The sequence below is a fragment of the Hoeflea ulvae genome (genome assembly GCF_026619435.1).
GTDB classification, from domain to species: Bacteria; Pseudomonadota; Alphaproteobacteria; order Rhizobiales; family Rhizobiaceae; genus Hoeflea; species Hoeflea ulvae.
Genome location: NZ_JAOVZQ010000001.1, coordinates 3,551,339 through 3,571,540, shown reverse-complemented (window position 1 = coordinate 3,571,540; position 20,202 = coordinate 3,551,339). Strand labels below are relative to the sequence as shown.

The 20,202-nt window shown below is 63.1% G+C and carries 20 protein-coding genes; 8 read left to right on the top strand and 12 right to left on the bottom strand.

The features are described from left to right. Positions 1-3: 3 nt before the first annotated feature. From OEG82_RS16990 to OEG82_RS16980, 3 genes are all read right to left on the bottom strand, one after another. Positions 4-477, bottom strand: a complete 474-nt coding sequence (locus OEG82_RS16990) for a DUF3291 domain-containing protein (protein WP_267613579.1) — start codon at positions 475-477, stop codon at positions 4-6. Beyond that, positions 474-1,469: a 1,2-phenylacetyl-CoA epoxidase subunit PaaA gene (paaA, locus tag OEG82_RS16985; RefSeq protein WP_267613578.1), complete on the bottom strand. Its 996-nt coding sequence runs from the start codon at positions 1,467-1,469 to the stop codon at positions 474-476. Before paaA ends, OEG82_RS16990 begins: the two co-directional genes overlap by 4 nt. Positions 1,470-1,564: 95 nt before the next feature. Beyond that, a complete protein-coding gene (locus OEG82_RS16980; RefSeq protein ID WP_267613577.1) occupies positions 1,565-2,458 on the bottom strand; it encodes a PaaX family transcriptional regulator C-terminal domain-containing protein in 894 nt (297 codons plus the stop codon). Between the two features lie 160 nt (positions 2,459-2,618). On the opposite strand from OEG82_RS16980, the gene OEG82_RS16975 reads away from it, so the two are divergent. Then, positions 2,619-3,338 carry a hypothetical protein gene (locus OEG82_RS16975; RefSeq protein WP_267613576.1) on the top strand — a complete coding sequence of 240 codons (720 nt, stop codon included), beginning with the start codon at positions 2,619-2,621 and terminating at the stop codon, positions 3,336-3,338. Positions 3,339-3,390: 52 nt separating this feature from the next. Here the strand turns inward: OEG82_RS16975 and OEG82_RS16970 are convergent, their stop codons facing one another. Continuing rightward, positions 3,391-3,999, bottom strand: a complete 609-nt coding sequence (locus OEG82_RS16970; RefSeq protein WP_267613575.1) for a DUF938 domain-containing protein — start codon at positions 3,997-3,999, stop codon at positions 3,391-3,393. A 195-nt stretch (positions 4,000-4,194) separates the two neighbouring features. After that, positions 4,195-4,935, bottom strand: coding sequence for a HalD/BesD family halogenase (locus OEG82_RS16965; protein WP_425497655.1), 741 nt, complete (start codon positions 4,933-4,935; stop codon positions 4,195-4,197). 342 nt (positions 4,936-5,277) lie between these two features. Between OEG82_RS16965 and OEG82_RS16960 the strand changes: the two genes are divergently transcribed. From OEG82_RS16960 to OEG82_RS16950, 3 genes are all read left to right on the top strand, one after another. Then, positions 5,278-6,534, top strand: a complete 1,257-nt coding sequence (locus OEG82_RS16960; protein WP_267613573.1) for a D-amino acid dehydrogenase — start codon at positions 5,278-5,280, stop codon at positions 6,532-6,534. A gap of 91 nt (positions 6,535-6,625) precedes the next feature. After that, on the top strand, positions 6,626-6,892 hold the full coding sequence (locus OEG82_RS16955) for a type II toxin-antitoxin system Phd/YefM family antitoxin (RefSeq protein WP_267613572.1): 267 nt from the start codon (positions 6,626-6,628) through the stop codon (positions 6,890-6,892). Beyond that, the gene (locus tag OEG82_RS16950; protein WP_267613571.1) at positions 6,889-7,335 is read left to right on the top strand and encodes a type II toxin-antitoxin system VapC family toxin; all 447 of its coding nucleotides are present in this window, start codon (positions 6,889-6,891) and stop codon (positions 7,333-7,335) included. Before OEG82_RS16955 ends, OEG82_RS16950 begins: the two co-directional genes overlap by 4 nt. 25 nt (positions 7,336-7,360) lie before the next feature. On the opposite strand, the gene OEG82_RS16945 is transcribed toward OEG82_RS16950, so the two are convergent. After that, the gene (locus OEG82_RS16945; RefSeq protein WP_267613570.1) at positions 7,361-7,561 is read right to left on the bottom strand and encodes an antitoxin MazE family protein; all 201 of its coding nucleotides are present in this window, start codon (positions 7,559-7,561) and stop codon (positions 7,361-7,363) included. Between the two features lie 152 nt (positions 7,562-7,713). Beyond that, positions 7,714-8,601 (bottom strand): YghX family hydrolase, encoded by an 888-nt coding sequence (gene yghX / locus OEG82_RS16940; RefSeq protein ID WP_267613569.1) that lies wholly within the window; start codon positions 8,599-8,601, stop codon positions 7,714-7,716. Between the two features lie 286 nt (positions 8,602-8,887). Here yghX and OEG82_RS16935 point away from each other — a divergent pair, with 286 nt between their 5' ends. Both OEG82_RS16935 and OEG82_RS16930 read left to right on the top strand, forming a co-directional pair. Next, positions 8,888-9,355: a peptidase associated/transthyretin-like domain-containing protein gene (locus OEG82_RS16935; RefSeq protein WP_267614982.1), complete on the top strand. Its 468-nt coding sequence runs from the start codon at positions 8,888-8,890 to the stop codon at positions 9,353-9,355. Between the two features lie 161 nt (positions 9,356-9,516). Continuing rightward, a complete protein-coding gene (locus OEG82_RS16930) occupies positions 9,517-9,978 on the top strand; it encodes a ferric reductase-like transmembrane domain-containing protein (protein ID WP_324288960.1) in 462 nt (153 codons plus the stop codon). Positions 9,979-10,035: 57 nt separating this feature from the next. On the opposite strand, the gene OEG82_RS16925 is transcribed toward OEG82_RS16930, so the two are convergent. Then, complete coding sequence (locus tag OEG82_RS16925; RefSeq protein ID WP_425497596.1) at positions 10,036-10,926, bottom strand: DMT family transporter; 891 nt, start codon at positions 10,924-10,926, stop codon at positions 10,036-10,038. A 278-nt stretch (positions 10,927-11,204) separates the two neighbouring features. Between OEG82_RS16925 and OEG82_RS16920 the strand changes: the two genes are divergently transcribed. Next, a complete protein-coding gene (locus OEG82_RS16920) occupies positions 11,205-11,930 on the top strand; it encodes a DUF1194 domain-containing protein (RefSeq protein WP_267613567.1) in 726 nt (241 codons plus the stop codon). 27 nt (positions 11,931-11,957) lie between these two features. Here the strand turns inward: OEG82_RS16920 and OEG82_RS16915 are convergent, their stop codons facing one another. Next, the gene (locus OEG82_RS16915; protein ID WP_267613566.1) at positions 11,958-12,767 is read right to left on the bottom strand and encodes a sensor histidine kinase; all 810 of its coding nucleotides are present in this window, start codon (positions 12,765-12,767) and stop codon (positions 11,958-11,960) included. After that, positions 12,757-13,845 (bottom strand): PAS domain-containing protein, encoded by a 1,089-nt coding sequence (locus OEG82_RS16910; RefSeq protein WP_267613565.1) that lies wholly within the window; start codon positions 13,843-13,845, stop codon positions 12,757-12,759. Before OEG82_RS16910 ends, OEG82_RS16915 begins: the two co-directional genes overlap by 11 nt. 635 nt (positions 13,846-14,480) lie before the next feature. Between OEG82_RS16910 and OEG82_RS16905 the strand changes: the two genes are divergently transcribed. Then, positions 14,481-15,983 carry an FAD-dependent oxidoreductase gene (locus tag OEG82_RS16905; RefSeq protein ID WP_267613564.1) on the top strand — a complete coding sequence of 501 codons (1,503 nt, stop codon included), beginning with the start codon at positions 14,481-14,483 and terminating at the stop codon, positions 15,981-15,983. 9 nt (positions 15,984-15,992) lie between these two features. Here OEG82_RS16905 and paaZ read toward each other — a convergent pair whose 3' ends face one another. Then, complete coding sequence (gene paaZ / locus OEG82_RS16900) at positions 15,993-18,026, bottom strand: phenylacetic acid degradation bifunctional protein PaaZ (protein ID WP_267613563.1); 2,034 nt, start codon at positions 18,024-18,026, stop codon at positions 15,993-15,995. Between the two features lie 62 nt (positions 18,027-18,088). Next, on the bottom strand, positions 18,089-20,152 hold the full coding sequence (locus OEG82_RS16895) for an FAD-dependent oxidoreductase (RefSeq protein ID WP_267613562.1): 2,064 nt from the start codon (positions 20,150-20,152) through the stop codon (positions 18,089-18,091). Between the last annotated feature and the right edge of the window lie 50 nt (positions 20,153-20,202).

Here is a 20,202-nt window from a genome sequence, read left to right as displayed (position 1 = left end):
GCGTCAGGCACAACGTTTCTCCATCCAGCTCTTGAGTTGCGGCAGGCCATCCCAGCCGAAGGCTACGTCAGTGTTTCCACTGACCGTCAGCCGGGTCAGTCTTGCAAAGGCTTCGTCCAGTCCCGGCTCGTGCCCGACGGGAACCGGCCACATGACGAAATAGGGTTTGCCGAATGCGGGAAACCACCGGTCTTTCTGATTGTAGATCTTGGCGTGAACCGTGTTCCAGACAAAGTGTTCCAGGGCTTCCGCACTCTCCCAGACGGAGATATTGACAATGGCATCCGGTTCGCCGGGAAAGACCAGATCGGTTGCATCATTGCCGTCGCCGGTCAAACGCCAGACAAATCCGGGGCTGCGTTCGGCAAGGGCGTTGATGCGGTCGAGATTGTTGGTGAAACCCGCCATCCGTTCGTCTTCAAGCGGGTAGCGTGGGCGGGCGATATTGAGTTCAGCCACGTGCATCTTGGCGGTCATTCGGCGGCCTCCTGCGCGAGCGGTTGGCGGTTGGCGCGTTTTTCCGCATGGGCAAGCGCTGCCTCTCGCACCCAGGCGCCATCGTCCCAGGCCTTGTTGCGGGCGCGCAGCCGGTCGCGGTTCATCTGGCCGTCGCCCTTGACCACGGCCTTGAACTCGGCCCAGTCGATCTCGCCGTGGTCGTATAGTTTGGTCTCTTCGTTCCACTCGAGATCGGGATCGGGTACACTGAGGCCGAGATATTCCGCCTGCGGCACGGTGGCGGTGATGAATTTCTGTCTGAGCTCGTCATTGGAGAAGCGCTTGATCTTCCACATCATCGACTGGTCGGAATTGGTGCTTTCGGTGTCCGACGGGCCGAACATCATCAGCGATGGCCACCACCAGCGATTGAGCGCATCCTGCGCCATCTCCTTCTGCTCGTCGGAACCCTTGGCCAGCGTCATCATGATCTCGTAGCCCTGGCGCTGGTGGAAGCTTTCTTCCTTGCAGACGCGGATCATGGCACGGGCATAAGGCCCGTAGGAGCAGCGGCAGAGAGGGATCTGGTTCATGATCGCAGCGCCATCGACGAGCCAGCCAATGGCGCCGATATCGGCCCAGGTGGGCGTCGGGTAGTTGAAGATCGAGGAATACTTGGCCTTGCCCGAGAGCAGCTCCTCGGTCATCTGCTCGCGGGAAACGCCCAGCGTTTCAGCCGCCGAATAGAGATAGAGGCCGTGGCCGCCTTCGTCCTGCACCTTGGCCAGCAGCGCGATCTTGCGGCGGAGCGACGGGGCGCGGGTGATCCAGTTGCCCTCGGGCAGCATGCCGACGATTTCGGAATGTGCGTGCTGGCCAATCTGGCGCACCAGTGTGCGGCGGTAGCCTTCGGGCATCGGGTCGTTGGGTTCGATCTTTTCCTCGCGGTCAACCCGCGCCTGGAAGGTTTTGAGAAACTCTTCCGATTCCGTGGTGCTTGAGTCCGCGCCGATCAGGCCCTGGCTGTACATGTCGAGATCCTCCGCTGTGAGGATCAATATATGTTACGGGCTTGAATGAAGTCAATCGCAGTCCGTAACATGTTGCCGGGTTTGATGATTTTGCGTCACGGGGCGCCGAAGCGCCGGGCCAGCCGCTGATCCGCGGCCGGCAGCGGACCCGACGGGGTGGTGGCATTGGCGTCGAGCCAGGCTTCGGAGGCAGGCAGGAGAAGCGCATAGATTGCGGCAATCAGCGCACGGGTTTCAGGTTCGGGGTCGTCCGCCGGCACCAGATCGGCCGGCACGGCCAGCACCCGCAGCGCAATGCGCCGCCATTCATGGATCATCAGGCATCTGAGCGCCATGGCATCCCCGGTCGCAGCGGGCGAACCACGGTCAAGGGCAGCGCGAACCGGCAGATAGGCTTTGCGCAGGACATTTATCTCCGTGGCCTGCCGCGCCTCGGACAACTGGCTGCGCAATGCTGCGCCAGGCGTCAGCAGCGGCGCGTCGGCAAGTGTTGCGCCGGGCAGGCGCAGCGCAGAGGGCAGGCCGGTTGCGGGCGCGAATGCCAGCAGCAGCTGCGGGGTGAGCTGCAGTGCGCCGGCAGCCTCAACCGCCTGCCGGGTGTCGTCGGACAAGGGGGCAGCGGCGATGACCAGACAGCGCGGCGTCTCCGCCGGCAACAGTGACGAGGCGGCATAGATCCGCCGTTCGGCCGACAGCACCGTCTCGGCCACGCCGGGGGACAGGCGGTAGAAACTGTTGCGACCCTCGCGCGAGCGCTCGATCCAGCCATCGGCGGACAGCCGCGATATCGCCGTGCGGACCGCGCCATGGCCGATGCCGAGCCGCTGCATCAGGCTCTGCAGGCTGCCCGCCGACACCTCGCCGCCGCGCGGACCGATGGCATCGCCGAGAAAGGTGATGATCAGCGACCAGGCCGACAGCCGCTGCGCGGCCTGAAGGGCGACGAGGCGGGCGGTGATGGTTCTGGCAATCGGATCGGGCGTGCGCATGGGCAGTGGCAATAGCCGGATTTGCGCGGGTCGGGAAGCCCTTCTGCGCCGACACTGAGCCAGCGGCACGGGCGGTGGCGCTGCCGCGCGAACCGGAAATTGACGCTCGGGCGGATCGCCGGTAGTTCTGGCTTGGCCCGATGAGCCGAGAGGATAGGGGATGACCGTCGATCCGCGCGCCTTGTCAGCAGCCGGCAACAATGCCGATCTCTACGCCGCAATGTTTGCCTCCCACGGCCTGGCCTCAAAGCGGCTGCCCCATGTCTTTGTCGGCATCGACCGACCACCGCCCTATTACTCCAATCTCACCGTGCTGGCGCCGGGCCATGGTGACGAGATCGCCGCCGAGCTTCGTGTGCTGGGCAAGAAATTTGCCGGCGCACTCGGGGTCAAGGACAGTTTTTGCGAACTGGATCCCGCGCCCCTCGGTTTCGAAATCCTGTTTGGCGCATCATGGATCTGGCGCGCGGCGGGCGTGCCGGCAAGCCTTGATGGCTGGGAGCGGATCGCGGATCAGGCCGGTCTGGAGCTTTGGGAAGAGACCTGGAAAAACACAGGCTCACCGACGCGCCAGCGCATGTTCAGGCCTTCACTGCTGGAGCGCCCGGACATTGCCTTTCTGGGGCGGCGGGAAGGTGGCGAAATTGTCTCGGGATGCATCGCCAATCTGTCCGGGGACTGTGTCGGCATCTCCAACGTGTTTTCGAAAACGCCGCCGGACGGGCTGTTTGTGCAAGCTGCCGCAGCGGTGGCGTCGCTGGCGCCGCATCTTCCGATCACGGGCTATGAGTCCGGCGAAGACCTGCAGCAGGCGCGCCGGGCCGGATTCGAGACCGTGGGTGACTTGCGGATTCTGGTGTCGAGAGCGGCGCGGATGTGAAGCCGGGTTGAGCTGCCGCCGGCGGCGGCAGCGCCAGACAGGTTCTCCAGCCTCACTGCCGCGTAAACACCACGCCGAGATTGTTGGCCGGGAGTTCGGTGGTCAAGGTCAGGGTCAGTCCGGACTGCCCGGCAAGGTCTTGCACATCCTCGAGCAGGCGGATGCCCCATTCGGGGTTGCGGGCGCGCAGGCTGGCGTCGAATTCGACATTGCTGGGAACGAGCGGCAGGCCCCGGCGCCGGTAGGGGCCGTAGAGAATGAGCGGGGCTCCGGCGGGGAGCAACCGGCCTGCGGATTTGAGCAGGCCCTGTGTCGCCGTCCAGGGGCTGATGTGGATCATGTTGATGGCAATCAACGCATCGGCGCGCGCGACCGGCCAGCTTTCGCTTGAGGCATCGATGTCGAGCGGCGGCAGCACATTGGAAATGGGCTCGGTCGTGATCCAGTGCGCGATCGAGGCGCGGGCGTCCGGCGAGGGATCGGAGGGCTGCCAGACGAGATCCGGGAACAGCCTGGCGAAATGGATGACATGTTCGCCCGAGCCGCTGGCAAGTTCCAGCACGGTTCCGCTGTCTGGAAGGACATCACGCAGCAGGCCAGCGATGGGATCGCGGTTGCGCAAAGCGGCCGGGCTGGAAAGTCTCGGGTCCTGGTCTGTCATGTCGGGTCCTTGGCTTGTGTGCAGAGCGTGTTGGCGGAGGCGGCGCGGCTGTCAGCAACCAGTCCGGACCGGAGGCGCTGACCCTGCATGACAAATACCAGCCATCCGAGTGCGTCAAGGTTCCAGCCAGCCCGAGATGCGCCGCTTTCACAGGCTTGGCCTTGCGATGTCATTTTTGCGCCCGGCGGACCGGGGTCAGCCGGTTCGGCCGTAAAAGGTCATGCGCGCAGCCTCGGACAGGGAGACGTCCGGCTCGGTGTTGTAGGCGAGCACGGCGAGCATGCGGGTTCGATCGCCTTCGTTTGGCGCGACGCGGTGCATCGAATTGCGACCGCGGAAAAACACCAGCGTGCCGGCTTCCGCATTCAATTGCTCGACTTCGGTCCGGCCATCGAGAATATCGGCAACCGCGTCAAAGTTCATTTCACCGGCATCGGCATCGCGCACGGCGTTGACATATTCGAACTGGCCGCCGCTTTCAGGTGGCTGCACCATCAGGGTGATGGCGAAGGACGAATTGTCGAAATGCCAGCCGAGTTCCTGGCCGGTCTTGGCGAAGTGGAGATTGATCGACGACAGCGGATCGGCGTACTCAAAAAGCGCTTTCTCGCCGAGGACTTCGCACAGGAAATCGCGGAATTCCGGCGCGTTGTAGAGCATTCTGAGCGCAGACTCCTGCGGCATCAGATCATCGGTGATGCAGCCTTTTGACGATACGACAAGCCGGTTGCGCGGGTGATCGGGGGCAAAGTCCGGGTCCTGCGGGCTGAGATAGACCGTGTGTTTGGAGGTGCTGGCGAAAACCTTGGTCTCGTTCTCGCGCCCCTCGGCCTGAATTGCCTCGATCGCTGGCTGGGTGACGAATTGCGGCATCACCAGAATGCCGTGGTCTTCGTATGCTTTGCGGCAGTTGGCACGAAAGACAGGACTTTCAATGGGGTAGGTGGTGAAGTCAACAATCTGATTCAGGTCTATAATCTGTCCTCATCCACGGGTTCCAGTGATCGTCCGAGCCGCATTATACGGCTCGCAGGAAATGGAAGAACCGTATTATTATTATTCTGGGAAAGAAAAATCCGGCTTGCAGGCTCTCATGAGCGACATCGCCTTGCGGCTATGCGCCGGTGGCGTTGACGCTGCCATTTTTCGTCTGTTGCGAACAGGGGTTGAGGGCGCTTCAGGCGACGTTATTGACGCTTGCGCTGGTGGCGGTTTGCTCCGCCATCAGCTAGGCTTCACGCCAACAGGCGCGTGCGAAACCCGGAAGGATTGTTAGTCATGAGAGTTGTCGTCATGGGGGCCGGCGTGATCGGCGTCACCACCGCCTATTATCTGGCCAAGGGCGGCGCCGACGTCGTGGTGCTTGACCGGCAATCCGGGCCGGGGCTGGAAACCAGCTATGCCAATGCGGGAGAGCTGAGCTACGGCATGACCTCGCCCTGGGCCGCCCCCGGCGTGCCGGTGAAGGCGCTGAAATGGCTGTTCATGAAGCGCCGGCCGTTGTTCATCTGGCCGCTGATCAGCCCCACGATGTGGAAGTGGGGGCTGCAGATGCTCGCTAACTGCAACGACGAGAGCTACCGGGTCAACAAAAGCCGGATGGTGCGGATCTCGAATTATTCGCGCGACGTGATGCCCGAGCTGATCGCGGAAACCGGCATCGACTATGACGGGCGCGAACAGGGCACGCTGCAGCTGTTCCGCAACGCCAAGCAGATGAAGGATTCGCGCGCCGACCAGGAGATCCTGGCGGAATATGATTCTCCCTATGAGGTGCTGGGCCGCGACGCCTGCATTGCGGTTGAACCGGCGCTGGCCGAAGTCCGCAACAAGTTTGTCGGCGGCTTGCGGCTGACGGCCGACCGCACCGGCGATTGCCGCATGTTTACAATGGCGCTGGCGGAGAAATGTGCCGAGATGGGCGTCGAATTCCAGTATGGCCAGTCGATCCGGGCGATTGCGGTGGAGAACGGCAGGATCGCCGGGGTCGACACCGAGATCGCCGGGCGGATTGAAGGCGACGCCTATGTCTGTGCGCTCGGCAGTTTTGGCCCGCGGCTGCTCAAGCCCATCGGCGTCAATCTGCCGGTCTATCCGGTCAAAGGCTATTCGGTGACGCTGCCGGTGACCGACGATGCCTTCGCGCCGCAATCGACCATCATGGACGAGACCCACAAGGTGGCGATCACAAGGCTGGGCGACCGCATCCGCGTGGCCGGCACCGCCGAGATTGCCGGCTATTCCAACCGCCTCGGCCCGCATGCCACCGATACTGTCAAACACGTGATCAGCGACCTGTTCCCCAAGGGCGGCGACATCTCCGGGGCCGAAGGCTGGACCGGGTTGCGGCCGATGACACCGGACGGCACGCCGGTGCTCGGCCCCTCGCGCTATGACAATCTGTTTCTCAACACCGGCCACGGCACACTGGGCTGGACCATGGCCTGCGGCTCGGGGCGGGCGGTGGCGGATGTGGTTCTGGGCAACAAGCCGGAGATCGATTTCGACGGGCTGACGGCGGAGCGGTATGGGTGACACAAGTTCGGGTGGACGGCCGGGATGATTGCCGAAAGTGCCGAATTGTCTTATATTGTGGTCCTATGTGGTTACAACTGGAGGCGTCTCGATGTCGAGTGTCGGGGTGAAGGATGCCAAGGCCGGGCTGTCAGCGCTTGTTGATGACGCCGCGTCGGGTGAATTTGTGACCATCACTCGCCACGGCAAACCGGCGGCGGTGCTGGTCAGCGTCGAGGCGGCGGAGGCGGCGAAACGCGAATTGGGCAAGGGCAGGCCGAGCCTTGTTGCGCATCTCATGCGGTTTCCGGCTGATCTTGATTCCGATGACGCGGTGTTTGCGCGCAACCGGGCGCCCTCGCGCGAGATCGACTTGTGAATGGCTATCTGTTCGACACCGACGTGATCTCGTTGCTGGCGCCGGGGCGCTCCGGCGTGCCGGAGAGTTTTGTACCCTGGGCCGAAAACCAGGACCGGTTGGGACAGCTGTATCTGTCCGCAGTGTCGGTCCATGAACTTGAAAAGGGCGTGCGACTTCTCGAAGCCAAGGGCGCCTCCCGCAAGGCGCGATCGCTCGAAGGCTGGTTACGGTCGCTGGTCCTGCACTATGCCGATGTCATTTTGGCCGTGGATGCAGAGGTGGCGCAGGTTTCTGGCGAACTGGAGGCAAGGGCGATAGCCGGCGGCTTCAATTCCGGCGCTTCGGACGCCATGATCGCCGGCACGGCGCACCATCACGGACTTATGCTGGTGACACGGAATGTAAAACATTTCGAGCCGTTCGAAATTGCGGTGACGGGGGTCGAAGGGGTGGGCTTGTAAGAGCCAGCAAGCAACGAAGGCGGTCTCAGGAGAGGGCTACATCCATGAAGGCGTCGAGATAGCGGTCAGCAGCATCGGCTGCGGCTACGTTTTGCGACTGACGACGACACTCTTCCGCGAAATCCGGGCGACGCGTATCCGGCATACAGATCTGCACCGGCCGGAAGCCGGCAGCGCGAAGAACGTCTCGGCGCTTCTTTACCCGCTGGTTGACCGGCGTTGCCATGTCAAAGCTCCCACGTTGTTACATGTAACAATTGGTGCGATGGCAGGGTGGCATCAAGCAGCGTGGTTTGGTGGGGTGGTCGGATAAGTTACGTCGCTGCCCCACGCGTGGAGCAGCGAGGTGCATCGCTGGTTGCTCAAAACCGGTGCCGCTTATCCCAGGTGCATCTTGAAGTGCGCGAGCGTCCGGTCCCAGGACAGGTTGGCCATGGCTTTGTCATAACGTGGGGTGCTGTCGTTGTGAAAGCCATGGTTTGCGCCTTCGTAGATGAAGGCCTGATAATCCTTGTCATTGGCAATCAGAGCCGCTTCATAGGCCGGCCAGCCGGCGTTGACGCGTTCATCCAGCTCGCCATAGTGGATCAGCAGGGAGGCCTGGATTTTCGGGACATCTTCGGCAGCAGGCTGGCGGCCATAATAGGGAACGGCGGCCTTGAGCTCCGGATAGGCAACTGCGGCCGCATTGGCAACGCCGCCGCCATAACAAAAGCCGGTGATGCCGACATTGCCGGTCGAGCCTTCATGGGCCATCATGAACTCGACAGCGGCAAAGAAGTCGTTCATCAGCTTTTCGCTGTCGACAGTGCGCTGCAGCTCACGGCCTTCGGTGTCATTTCCCGGGTAGCCGCCAACGGAGGTCAGGCCATCGGGCGCCAGCGCCATGAAGCCGGCCTTTGCCAGACGGCGTGCCACATCCTCGATGTAGGGATTAAGTCCCCGGTTCTCATGGACCACAACAACCGCGGGCAGTTTTCCCTCGGCGCCGGCAGGCCTTACCAGATATCCGCGCACTTCCCCGTGGCCGTTTGGTGACGGGTACATGATGTATTCAGGCATAATATCAGGATCGTTGAAGGATACCTGTTCAGCCAGTGCATAGTCGGGCGACATCATGCCAAGAATGGTCGTGGCGGTCATTCCGGCGACGGCGAATTTCGCAGCACCATCAAGAAACTGACGCTTTGTGATCATTCCGTGGGCGTAGAAATCATAGAGTTCAAGCAGTTTTGGATCGAAATCCTTGGCGGTGAGACGTGTCATGGGAATGGATCTCCGTTCGTGAACCCATGTGAAGGGTGGAAGCTGACAGAATAGCTTTGACAGGTCTTTGCGGCACCTGTTCATCTGACCGGTGAGGCCGCTAAACAAGATACTGTCTGCTGGCGGAAGCAAAGCATCACGAAGTCGTGAGCTTGGTTGAACGCCCATTCCTTTGCCCCAATTCTGTGCTCAAATACCGCTAGATCATGAGGCCAATTGCTGTGTGGCCGAAGCAAACAGAACTTCAGGAGGCATCCACTTGGCTGACAATCTCACAACCCGCCGCATGCTTCTGACCGCCGCCGCAGGCGCAGTGGTGACCGCCGGGATGCCCGGCCTGCTCGTGCCAGCCCGGGCAAACGGCCTCGCGGCCACACCCACAATGCGGGGTGGAGCCAACAATTATTTGCCCGGAGCGGCGATTGTCGAGCGGATCGGCGGCGGTGGTTTCTGGATGACAGGCACCGTGCGCCGCGCCGGTGACGGAGCGCCGCTCGCCGGTCAACGCATCCAGATCTGGGCGCATACGACCGAAGGAAACGAGCGCGACCCGCACAGCCATGGCGCCACCCTGACCGATGCAAACGGGGAGTTTCGCCTCGAAATGCCGCAGATTGTGCCTGCCTTCGGCCAGGCCCACGGTCATCTGGCCTATGATGACGCTGAATTCGAGACGGTCTTCCTGCGTCCGGTCATGTCGAGCCCGAACGATACCAGCCTCAGCGCGGACTTCGTTCTGCAGCCTGCGGTCTGAGCCCAGTGAGGCCAAACGGGCCTGACACGATCCGAAAGACCGTCATCTGGTCGGTCCTCGCGGCCGCCGTCATCTTGCCTTTTGCCGCTGCCGTGATGAGCCCGCTGCTGGCGTGGCGGGATCCAGTCTACATTGCGGCAGGATTTGCCGGCGTTTTCGCGATGTCGGCCTTGCTCGTTCAGCCGCTGCTTGCATCCGGCTATCTGCCGGGCCTTGAGGGCGCGCGGGGCAAGCGCGCGCATCGCTGGATCGGCAGTTTTCTGATCGCGGCGGTGGTGGCCCATGTGGCGGGGCTCTGGATTACCAGCCCGCCGGACGTTGTCGACGCCCTTTTGTTCAGATCACCGACGCCGTTTTCTGCATGGGGCGTCATTGCCATGTGGGCGGTCTTTGCCACTGCACTTTTTGTTGCCTTGCGCCGGCGTTTGAAATTGCGTCCGCGAAACTGGCGCCGCGCGCACATGTCGCTAGCGCTGATCATTGTCGTGGGAAGCATTGTCCATGCATTGCTGATTGAGGGGACGATGGAGACCATTTCGAAGTCCTTCCTGTGTGCAATGGCTTTTGCGGCGACGCTCAAGGGTGTTGCCAGCCTGTGGGGATGGGGCGGCCTCAGGCGTTGAAACGCATTCATTTGCTGCTTGGGTAGGCTATTCCCCTCAGATACCGCGCTTGGTTGGCTAGGCCGCCGCCCGATGCTCCCTCCAGATAATGAACACGCCGCTGGCGATGATCACCGCGGCCCCGACAAAGGTCAGCGCGTCGGGGATTTCGTTCCAGAACAGCCAGCCGAGCAGTGTGGCCCAGATGATGGCCGAGTAGTCGAGCGGAGCTACGACCACGGCGGGGGCGAAGCGGAAAGCCTGGGTCATCATGGTCATGCCGGCTGTGCCGAAAATGGCGACGGCGGCGAAGAGCCAATAGTCCTGGGGCCGGACCGGGGTCCAGGCGAAGGGCACGATGAACAGGCTGAGGAGGGCGCCGGTGGCGGTCATGTACAAGAGCAGCGTCCAGACGCTTTCGCGGCTGTCGACCCAGCGGGCCGATAGCATCAGAAGCGCATAGACGAAGGCGGTGGCAATCGGCAGCAGCGAGACGGTCTGGAAGGCGGAAGTGCCGGGCCTCACGGCAATCAGCACGCCGGCGAAGCCTATAAGCACCGCCAGCCAGCGCTTCCAGCCGACCTGCTCGCGCAGGATCAGCGCTGAGAGGGCGGTGATGAACAGCGGCGCCACAAAGACCAGCGCGGTGGCTTCGGCCAGGCCCATATATTTGATTGAGGTGAAGAACAGGAAGGTGGCGCCGATCCAGAGGCTGCCGCGAAACAGATGCGCCACCGGACGGTGCGAGCGCAGCGCCGCACCGCCGCCCATCCTGAAGGCGATGAGAATGGCAAAGGGCAGGGCGATGGCGTTGCGCAGGAACTGGATCTGCAGCGGCGAATAATGATCGGTCAGGGTTTTGGCCAGCGCGTCATTGACGCAGAGGCAGGCAACGCCTGTGCACATCAGGATGATGCCCGCCGAGGTGTGGGTGCGTGGATTGGTCGGTTCTGGCTGCAAGTCTCTCACCCCGGGTCCGGTGCGGCGAGACTAGTCCCAAGCGGAATGGATAAGAACCCGTCGCGTCAATATTTTTTTGACGTGAGGCAAGGCGGAAGGCCGCCGGCAGCAATGGGGATCCGCCCTCCCGCGACACCTTGGACAGCCGACTATCGGCCGGTTGCCAAGTCTTGCCCGGTGGCCGGCCATGCGCTGCGCACCGGGCCCGGCGGGGCGGGCGATTTTAAAGATCCGGAAAGTGTGGCAGACTGGTTGTCCTGGCGCTAACGGCCACGCGGAAGAGATCCATGTTGCGAAACGGTTTTGTAGGTTCAATTGCGCTGCTGCTGCAAGCGGCTACCGCGGCGCAGGGCGAGCCGGTGGACATGCTGTTGTGCCTGGCCGCGGATGTCTCGGAAAGTGTCACGGCCGGCGAATATGACCTTCAGCGCCAGGGTCATGCCGCGGCGATCGAGGACGCCGAGGTGGTCTCCATCATCGCCGCCGGGCTGCATGGCAAGATCGCCGTATTGTATGTGGAATGGGCCGACCAGCTGCAGCAGCACGCCGATGTCGACTGGCAGATCATAGGCGATCCGGCCTCGGCGCGGGCCGTGGCCGACAAGATCCGGAATTCGGCCTCGCCGCCGTGGATCGGCATGAGCGTCCGCAACACCTCGACCAGCCAGGTGGTGGAGTATTGCCTGCGCCGGTTCCAGACCGCGCCGGCAGTGGCGCGGCGCCGGGTGATCGACATCTCCTCGGACGGCACCAACAATGTCGGTGCCCGCATCGACAGGGTTCGAGACCTGGCGGTGAGCCAGGGGGTGGTGATCAACGCGCTGGCGATCGAGGATTCGCTCGCTCCCTTTCCCGACGGAACCCATACCCGGCCCGATGGTGGTCTTGTGCGCTATTTCGAGACCAATGTGGTGGGCGGCCCGGGCGCCTTTGTCCAGGTTGCCGGGGGCTATGCCTCCTTCGGCGAGATGATCCGCAAGAAATTCATCCTCGAGCTTGCCAGCCTGAACTGACGCAAGGCTGCGGGCAGGACGGGCGGATCAGCTTGCGGGCAATGGCAGCGCGATCCGGCAGATGAAGGTGGGGTCGAGTCCGGTGGTGACCCTGCCGCGCCATTTGGCCTCGATGAGCTGATGGATCAGCTTGGTGCCGAAGCCGGTGCTGGGCATTGCGGCGGTCGGCTGGCGCTTGCCATCGCTCCAGGTCAGCACGAATTGCGGCTTGCCGGCGTCCGTCTCGATCACCCAGCTCAGCGACACTTCGCCTTCGTCGCCGGCAAAGGCGCCGTATTTGCTCGAATTGGTCGCCAGTTCGTGCAGCACCAGACCAAGATCGAAACACAGATCCGCCGGCAGGATGACGTCGCGGCCGCTGATCTGGACGCGGCCTTCGAACGGCTCCAGCGTCTGCGCCACCAGGTCGCGGAGGCTGGACTTGGTCCAGCCGTCATTGGAAATCAGCAGGTTGGATTTCGACATCTGCGCCAGTCGCAGCTCGAACTTGGCCTTCGCCTCGCTCAGGCTTTCGGAATTGCGCACCGTCTGGTTGAAGATCGAGGTGACGAATTGAAGCATGTTGCCGGAGCGATGGGCGATTTCGCGCACCAGCAGCGTCTGGCGCTTGGCGGATTCGTGGTGGCGGTGGCAGCTGGCGATCAGATTGGCCACTGTCACCAGAAAGGCAACCTGGCCCTCGTCAAAGTCGCGCAATTGCGTGTCGTGGACGCCGATGACGCCGAAGGGGCGCTGGCCGGTGCCGGGAATGGTGATGCTCATGCCGCCGCGCACGCCGTGCTCATGCAGCAGCGGCGGGCCCTCGAACCGAGTCTCGCTCCGGAGGTCATGGACCACCACGGGGCCGCCGACCGACAGGGTGTAACCTGCACTGGGAGGCCAGTTCGACGCCGACGCTGGCCTTGCCGACCAGCCCCTCCTTCCAGCCGACACCGGCGGCCAGCCACAGGTGATCGGCCTGATCGGCAAAGGGCAGGATCTTGGCCAGCGGCACTTCCAGCACCTCGGCCACGCGGGCAATGGTCCGGTCCATGAAACTCTGGAACGAGCCCTCGACCAGTGCCAGCGCGCCGATCTCGCTCAGCGCTTCCTGGCGCGCCAGTTGCCGGGTCTTTTCGCGGGCATCGTTCAGTTCCGCGGTGATGTCGCGCGAGATCACCAGAAAGCCGGTGGGATTTCCGTCCGCATCGCTGATCAGCGACAGCATCTCGTCCCAGGTGGTCTGCTTGCCCGAGCGGCTGACGAAACCGGCGGAGAACCGGCCGGAGCCGGTGCGTTGGGCGGTGCCGGCCGCCGCACGGGCCGCCTCGCGGTCGCCGGGCTGCCAGAAATCGAAATAGTTCAAGCCGAGCGCGTCATCCTGGGAGGCCAGTTCAAGGCTGGTGCAGCCGCAGGGATTGATCGACCGCAGCGTGCCGTCGAGATCAAGCAGCTTGATGCAGTCCTTGGAGTTGCGCAGGATCGACTGGGTCAGCTTGTAGCTGCTGTCGCGGTCGCGCTCGCTCTGGCGCTGGTCGGTGATGTCATCGATGGTGTTGACAGCGCCGATCAACTGGCCGGCGCTGTCGCGGATCGGCCGCGGCGAAATGCGCACGTGTTTCTGCGCGCCATCGGGCCGCTCGACGAGGATTTCCTGGTTGCCGACCGCCGCGCCGGTCTTCACGCAGACCGCCATCGGGCACTCGTCATGGGGAAGCGGGGTTCCGTCGAGACGCCGCATCCGCAAGGAGCCGCACCAGCGGGTGATGCCGACTTCCGGCTCGCGCCCCCACAGACCGGCGGCAGCGGGATTGAAATAGGTGATGATGCCATTGCGATCGGTGGTGTAGACGGCGCCGGCCATGGCATCGAGCAAGGGGCGCGAGGTCTCGAGCCCCGAGCGGTCGGGCAGGCTGGATACGGTCGTGATCGACATGGCCGGAGATCCCTTCACCGCGCGCAGTCCCCGTGGTTCGGGGCAAACCCATGCAGCAGCCCTAATATGCACCAGCGGATGCCGGATTCAATGGCAATGTTGCAGCTAGTGCTGATGATTGATGAAGATCTGGTGGAGCCGCGGCCCGGCCGGGGCTCCCGACAGGGGCGCGGGATGACCTCAAGGAGGTCTGCGATCCGGCATGCCGTTTCCCGGCCCGCCGGCGTCCGCGGGATCGCCGTTCAAACCTGGTCGCAGCGACGGTCAAGCATTGGCGGAAAGCGACAGCAAGATGAAGGCTGGTGAAGTCTTGTGCGGGTTGTTGTCTATATTTTAATGTATAGTCATGATTGCAATGAATGGCTGATCACATTCGGTTCGGGAATGTTGATGAGTCGATTTTCCGCCATGTAATGTCGTGATATTTCATTAATCTAACTGCAAATTTAGTTCGCATGTGTAATTCACATTCTTGGTTCATCAGAATTTCGAATTGTATGAAATTTTACATTTCAGAAAAATCTGTTTTTACTTGCATGCGGGTGCGGAGGGTGGATCGGCAGCTGCGAAGCGGCGGGAGCCGAGAGTTTCTCCCCTTGAACCCGACCAAGGATTGTCAGCCGCGGGAGATGAGATTGACTGACACGGAGACACTGGCCCCAAACACCATGACGGAACCGGTCAAATGCGACCTCTGCATTATCGGCGCCGGCATGGCGGGACTGAACGCGCTGTTTGTGGCGACGCAATATCTTGAACCGGGCGCCCGGGTGATCCTGATCGACAGGCGTGATGGCGCCGGCGGAATGTGGGCGGATGTCTATGATTATTGCCGGCTGCATCAGCCGCATCCCGCTTTCACGGTGGGCAATCTGGACTGGGGATGGTCGAAGCCGACCCATTATCTGGCGACCGGCGCGGAGGTGGAGGCGCATCTCAAAGCATGCCTCGACAAGATGAAATCGCGCGTCAGGCTTGAGACCCTGTTCGGTCATGAGGCCGTCAGTTGCGAAGAAATCGAAATGCCGGGCGGGGCGATTGCGCGCGTCGAGTGCCGCAGCGGCAGCGCCGGCGAGCTGCAAACCATCGAGGCGAAACGGGTGATCAAGGCGGCCGGCTTTGACGTGCCAAGGCTTGAGCCATTGAAGCTGAGCAGTGCGCATGTGACCTCGACGACACCGGAAGATCTGAAGCCAGGGTCTGGCGACACCGCACCGGTTGTCATTGTCGGCGGCGGCAAGACCGGGATGGATACGGCGCACACGCTGATCAGCCGTTCTCCGGGACGCGAGGTCAGCCTGATCAATGGCCGCGGCACAGCCTTCGTCCGGCGCGAGACGTTCTTTCCGCGCGGGGTGAAACTCTGGTGGGACGGGGAGATGATCGCGACATTCTTTCGCGATGCGGCGCTGCGGTTTGATGGCCGCAATGAGGATGAGGTCTTTGCCCATCTGCGCAGCACGCTGATGGTGCACCTGCCGGGATCCGCCGAGAATTTCTTCTTCGGCATTCTCTCGGATCAGGAACGCGACACGATCGCGAACGGCCTCACGGCCAAACATGACGACTATCTCGAAGATGTTGTCGACGGGGCGATTGGTCCCGAAATGGTGATGCGCAGCGGCAAGCGGCATGCGGTGGCCGAGGGCAGCGTGTTCGTCAATTGCACCGGTCACCTGGTCCGGCAGGATCATGAATATGAGCCGTATCTATCGAAACATGGAACGATTCTGGCCATCACAACGCGCTCGCTGCCTTATTTCCTGTCGACCGCTTCGGGCTATTTCCTGACGCATCTGTTCTTCACGGGCAAGCTCGCCGATCTGCCGCTTTACGAGCTCGATTGCGAGGCGATCATGAAGCATGGCAACCACATCTATCACACGGCGCTGATGTCGCTGAGTTTCATGAACCTGCTGATGATGCTGCAGACGCTGCCCTTCAAGGTGTTCGACCAGTGCGGGCTGGACATTGACCGGCTTTACCCGCTGCACCGCAGGGCCTGGGTGCTGATCGATCTGAAGCTCAACTCGAAACGCTATATCGAGCATTGCCGTGCCGCGCTCGACCAGGTCCGCGAGATCCACCAGGTGCGCTGCGGCCCGCTTGATCACGGCACAGAACGGCTGGCAGCCTAGCGCGCGGGCTCAGCCATACTGGTTCATCGTGTGCAGCTCGTATTCGGCGACGTCGTCGCCGTCCTGGTTGGTGACTGCGACATGCCAGCGGACTTCGCCATAGTCTTCGGTGCGGCGCGTCTTGCGCTTGACGGTCAGCGCCACGGATATGGCGTCACCGGGCGAGACGGGATTCATGAATTTGAGCCCGTCGAGGCCGGTGTTGGCCAGAACCGGGCCGGGATCTGGGGAGACGAACAGGCCGGCGGCGAAGGAGAGAAGCAGGTAGCCATGGGCGACGCGGCCGGGGAAGAACGGGTTGGCCTTTGCCGCTTCCTCGTCCATGTGGGCATAAAACGTGTCGCCGGTGAAGTGGGCGAAGGTCTCGATGTCTTCGAGCGTTACCGTACGCGGGCCGGCTTCGATGGTGTCGCCGATTGCGAGGTCATCGAAGGTGCGGGTGAAGGGGTGTGCGGAGGATTTCGGCTTGGCCGCGCCCTTGATCCAGGTGCCGGTGATGCCGGAGATGATGTCGGGGCTGCCCTGGATGGCTGTGCGCTGCATGTAATGCATGACGCCGCGGATGCCGCCGAGTTCCTCGCCGCCACCGGCGCGTCCGGGGCCGCCGTGCACCATGTGCGGCAAAGGCGAGCCGTGGCCGGTGGCTTCGTGTGCGCTGTCGCGGTTGTTGACATAGATGCGGCCATGGGCAGCGCCGGCGTCCATCAGCAGCGAGCGGGCGACTGAGGGATCATGGGTGATGACGGAGGCGACGAGGCTGCCCTTGCCGCGGTTCATCAGTTGGCCGGCATGAGGCAGATCGCGATAGGGCATCAGCGTTGCGACCGGGCCGAAGGCCTCGACCGAGTGTACGGCTTCGGCCGCATCAGGATCGTCGCAGGCATAGAGCATCGGCTTGACGAAAGCGCCCCTGGTCTTGTCGGCGCCATCGACTTCGAAATCATCCGGGGCGCCGGTGAGACCGTGGCATTCGGCGGCGATCTGGCGGGCCTTGTCGAGCACGTCGGCTTTTTGCGCGGCGGAGGCCAGCGCGCCCATGCGGGTGGTTTCGAGTGCGGGATCGCCGATGCGGATGGTGCCGAGTTTTGCCGCAATGGCGTCGCCAACCGGGCCGAGAAGCGCCTCGGGCACAATGATGCGGCGGATGGCGGTGCATTTCTGGCCGGCCTTGGCCGTCATTTCGCGCACGGCTTCCTTGACCAGAATGTCGAATTCCGGGCTGGCTTCGGTGACGTCCGGGCCGAGAACGGAGGCGTTGAGGCTGTCCTGTTCGGCGACGAAGCGGACGGATTTTTCCAGCAGGATCGGATTTGAACGGAGCATCAGCGCGGTCCTGGCCGAGCCGGTGAAGCTGACCACGTCCTGGTAATCCAGCCGGTCGAGCAGATCGCCCAACCCGCCTGACACAAGCTGCAGCGCGCCTTCGGGCAGAATGCCGCTTTCGATGATGCGGCGGACGGCTTGCTCGGTGACATGGCAAGTGGCCGTCGCCGGTTTGACGATCGCCGGCATGCCTGCGAGCAGCGTAGGGGCGAGCTTTTCCAGCATGCCCCAGACCGGGAAGTTGAAGGCGTTGATGTGAACCGCGGCGCCGTGGAGCGATGTGGCGACATGCTGGCCGACGAAAGTGCCATTGCGCGAGAGCATTTCCAGATCGCCATCGACATAGATGTGGCCATCGGGCATCTCGCGGCGGCCTTTTGAGGCATAGACCAGCATGGTGCCGATGCCGCCATCAATGTCGATCATCGAATCCGGCCTGGTGGCGCCGGTGGTGCAGGAGAGCGCATAGAGCTCGTCCTTGAACTTGCCGAGTTCCAGCGCCAGGGCTTTCAGCATGCGGGCGCGGTCATGAAAGCTCATGGCGCGGAGTGCGGGGCCGCCCTTGGTGCGGGCGAATTCGAGCATGGCCTGCGTATCGAGCGACGACTGGCCGGCAATGGCAAGCGGCTCACCGGTGACGGCACTGGCTATGGCGCGGGCGCCGTCATCGGCGGGCAACCATTGCCCGGCCAGAAAGCTGTGCACATTGATCAAACCCATGTCTCTCTCCCTTGTGACGGCGGTCCGCCACTCGTCATACGAGGTGATGCGGCGCCGCGGCGCTAGTCCCTGAACACGCCGGCGGCCTTCCAGGAGCCGGGGCTTTGCGCCTCAATGGCGGCAAAAGCCGCGCGCATCCGCTCCATCCCGGTCTCTTCTGCCCAGAACATCGGGCCGCCCAGATGTTTGGGGAAACCATAGCCCTCGGTCCAGACGATATCGATGGCGGTGTCGCTGGTGGCGATGCCCTCTTCGAGGATCAGATTGGCCTCGTTGACGATGGCGGCCATGATGCGGATGACGATCTCGTCAGCAGTGAAGGCCTGCCGGGCGGAACCATGCTCGTCGCGCCAGTCGGCAACCAGGGCTTCGACCTCCGGGTCGCGGGCGCCGGCCACCTCGGTGTGATTGTACCAGCCCTTTTTCGCCGGACTGCCGCGGCCCTGACGGCCCATCTCGCAAAGCGTGTCGGCGATGTCGACATAGCGGCCAGGCCAGGTGCCTGCAGCCAGTTGGCGCTTGCGGTTGGCCCAGCTGATCTGCAGCCCGGTCAGGTCCTGCAGTTCATAGGGGCCCATCGGCATGCCGAGGCCGCGCATGGCGGCGTCGACATCATAGGGCGAGGCGCCATCGGCGACCATGTAATCGGCCTGGCGGCGATAGGCCGAAAGAATGCGGTTGCCGATGAAGCCGTCACAGACGCCGGTTTCGACCGGGATCTTTGCGAGACCGCGGGCGAAGGCAAAAGCAGTGGCCATGGTCTGGTCGGTGGTGACCGATGTGCCGACGACTTCAACCAGCTTCATGATGTTGGCCGGCGAGAAGAAATGCAGGCCGAGAAAACGTCCCGGACCGGGCATGCCTTCGGAGATCATGTTGGGGTCAAGGTAGGACGTGTTGGTGGCGATCAGAGCTGTTTCGGACATCACTTCCGCGAGCTGACTGAACACCGCGCGCTTGACCTCCGGGTCCTCGAACACGGCTTCGATGGCGATGTCGGCGTCACTGGCGGCGGCGTAATCGGCGCCGGCGGAGAAGGCCGCGCGGCGGGCTTGCGCCTTGTCGTCTGAGATGCGGCCCGAGGCCAGATCCCCGGCGATGATGGCCTCGACGCGGGCCGCGCCGGCTTCAGCACTCTGGCTGTCGCGTTCGAGCAGGGTGACGCGGTGCCCGGCGGCGAGACTGGCTGCTGCGATGCCGGCACCCATCAGGCCGCCGCCGACGATGGCGACATGGTTGATCGGTGCGGGCTCAAGCGCCTTCAGCCGCGCCGGCCTTGTGACCGAGCGGCTGGCAAAGAACAGCCGCCGCAAGGCGCGGGACTGGGCGCTGTCACGCAGATCGAGATGGGTCCGGCGTTCGATCCTGCTGCCTTCCGCGAAGGGCAGGGTGGCGGCAAGCGCGGTGGTTTCCAGAGCGATCATCGGGGCATCGGACCCCTTGGCCGATTTGGTGATCTCGGCCTTGAGCGCGGTCAGGTCGGCATCTGTGACCGGGCGCTCCGAGGTGTTGACGGGCCGCGCGGGGAGGGGGTCGCGGAAGGCGGCCAGAGCTGACATCGGATCGCCTGAGAAGACATGATCCAGTCCGCCGAATTCCTCGAAGGTCCTGGCACTCACCGGCTTGCCATTGGCGGCCATGCGGGCTGCGCGTTCCAGTCCGATGACGCGCGGCAGGCGCTGAGTGGCGCCGGCGCCGGGGATCAGGCCGAGGTTTACTTCCGGCAAGCCGAACCCGGTCTTCGCGTCGGCGATGCGCCAAGCGCAGGCCAGCGCCAGTTCCAGTCCGCCGCCGAGCACGGTGCCGTGCATCACGGCGATGAAGGGCGTCTGGCTCGCCTCGATGGCGTCAAGCACGTCGGGCAGATGCGGCAGCGGCGGCGGTCCGGAAAATTCGGAAATGTCTCCGCCCGCAACAAAGGTGCGCCCGGCGCAGACGATGGCTGCGGAGATGCAATTGGCCGCGTTGACCTGCTCGAGCGCGTCCATCAGGCCGCGGCGAACGCTGACCGACAGCGCGTTGACCGGCGGATTGTCGATGGTGACGAGAGCATGGCCATTTTCGATGACGACATCGACCACCCGTGTTTCCGGACCGGTTTCTGGGGTGGCGGAACGGGTGGTCACGATGGCGGCTCCTCGAGTTTTTCGCGGCAAATCTGACTGTGAAAGATGAT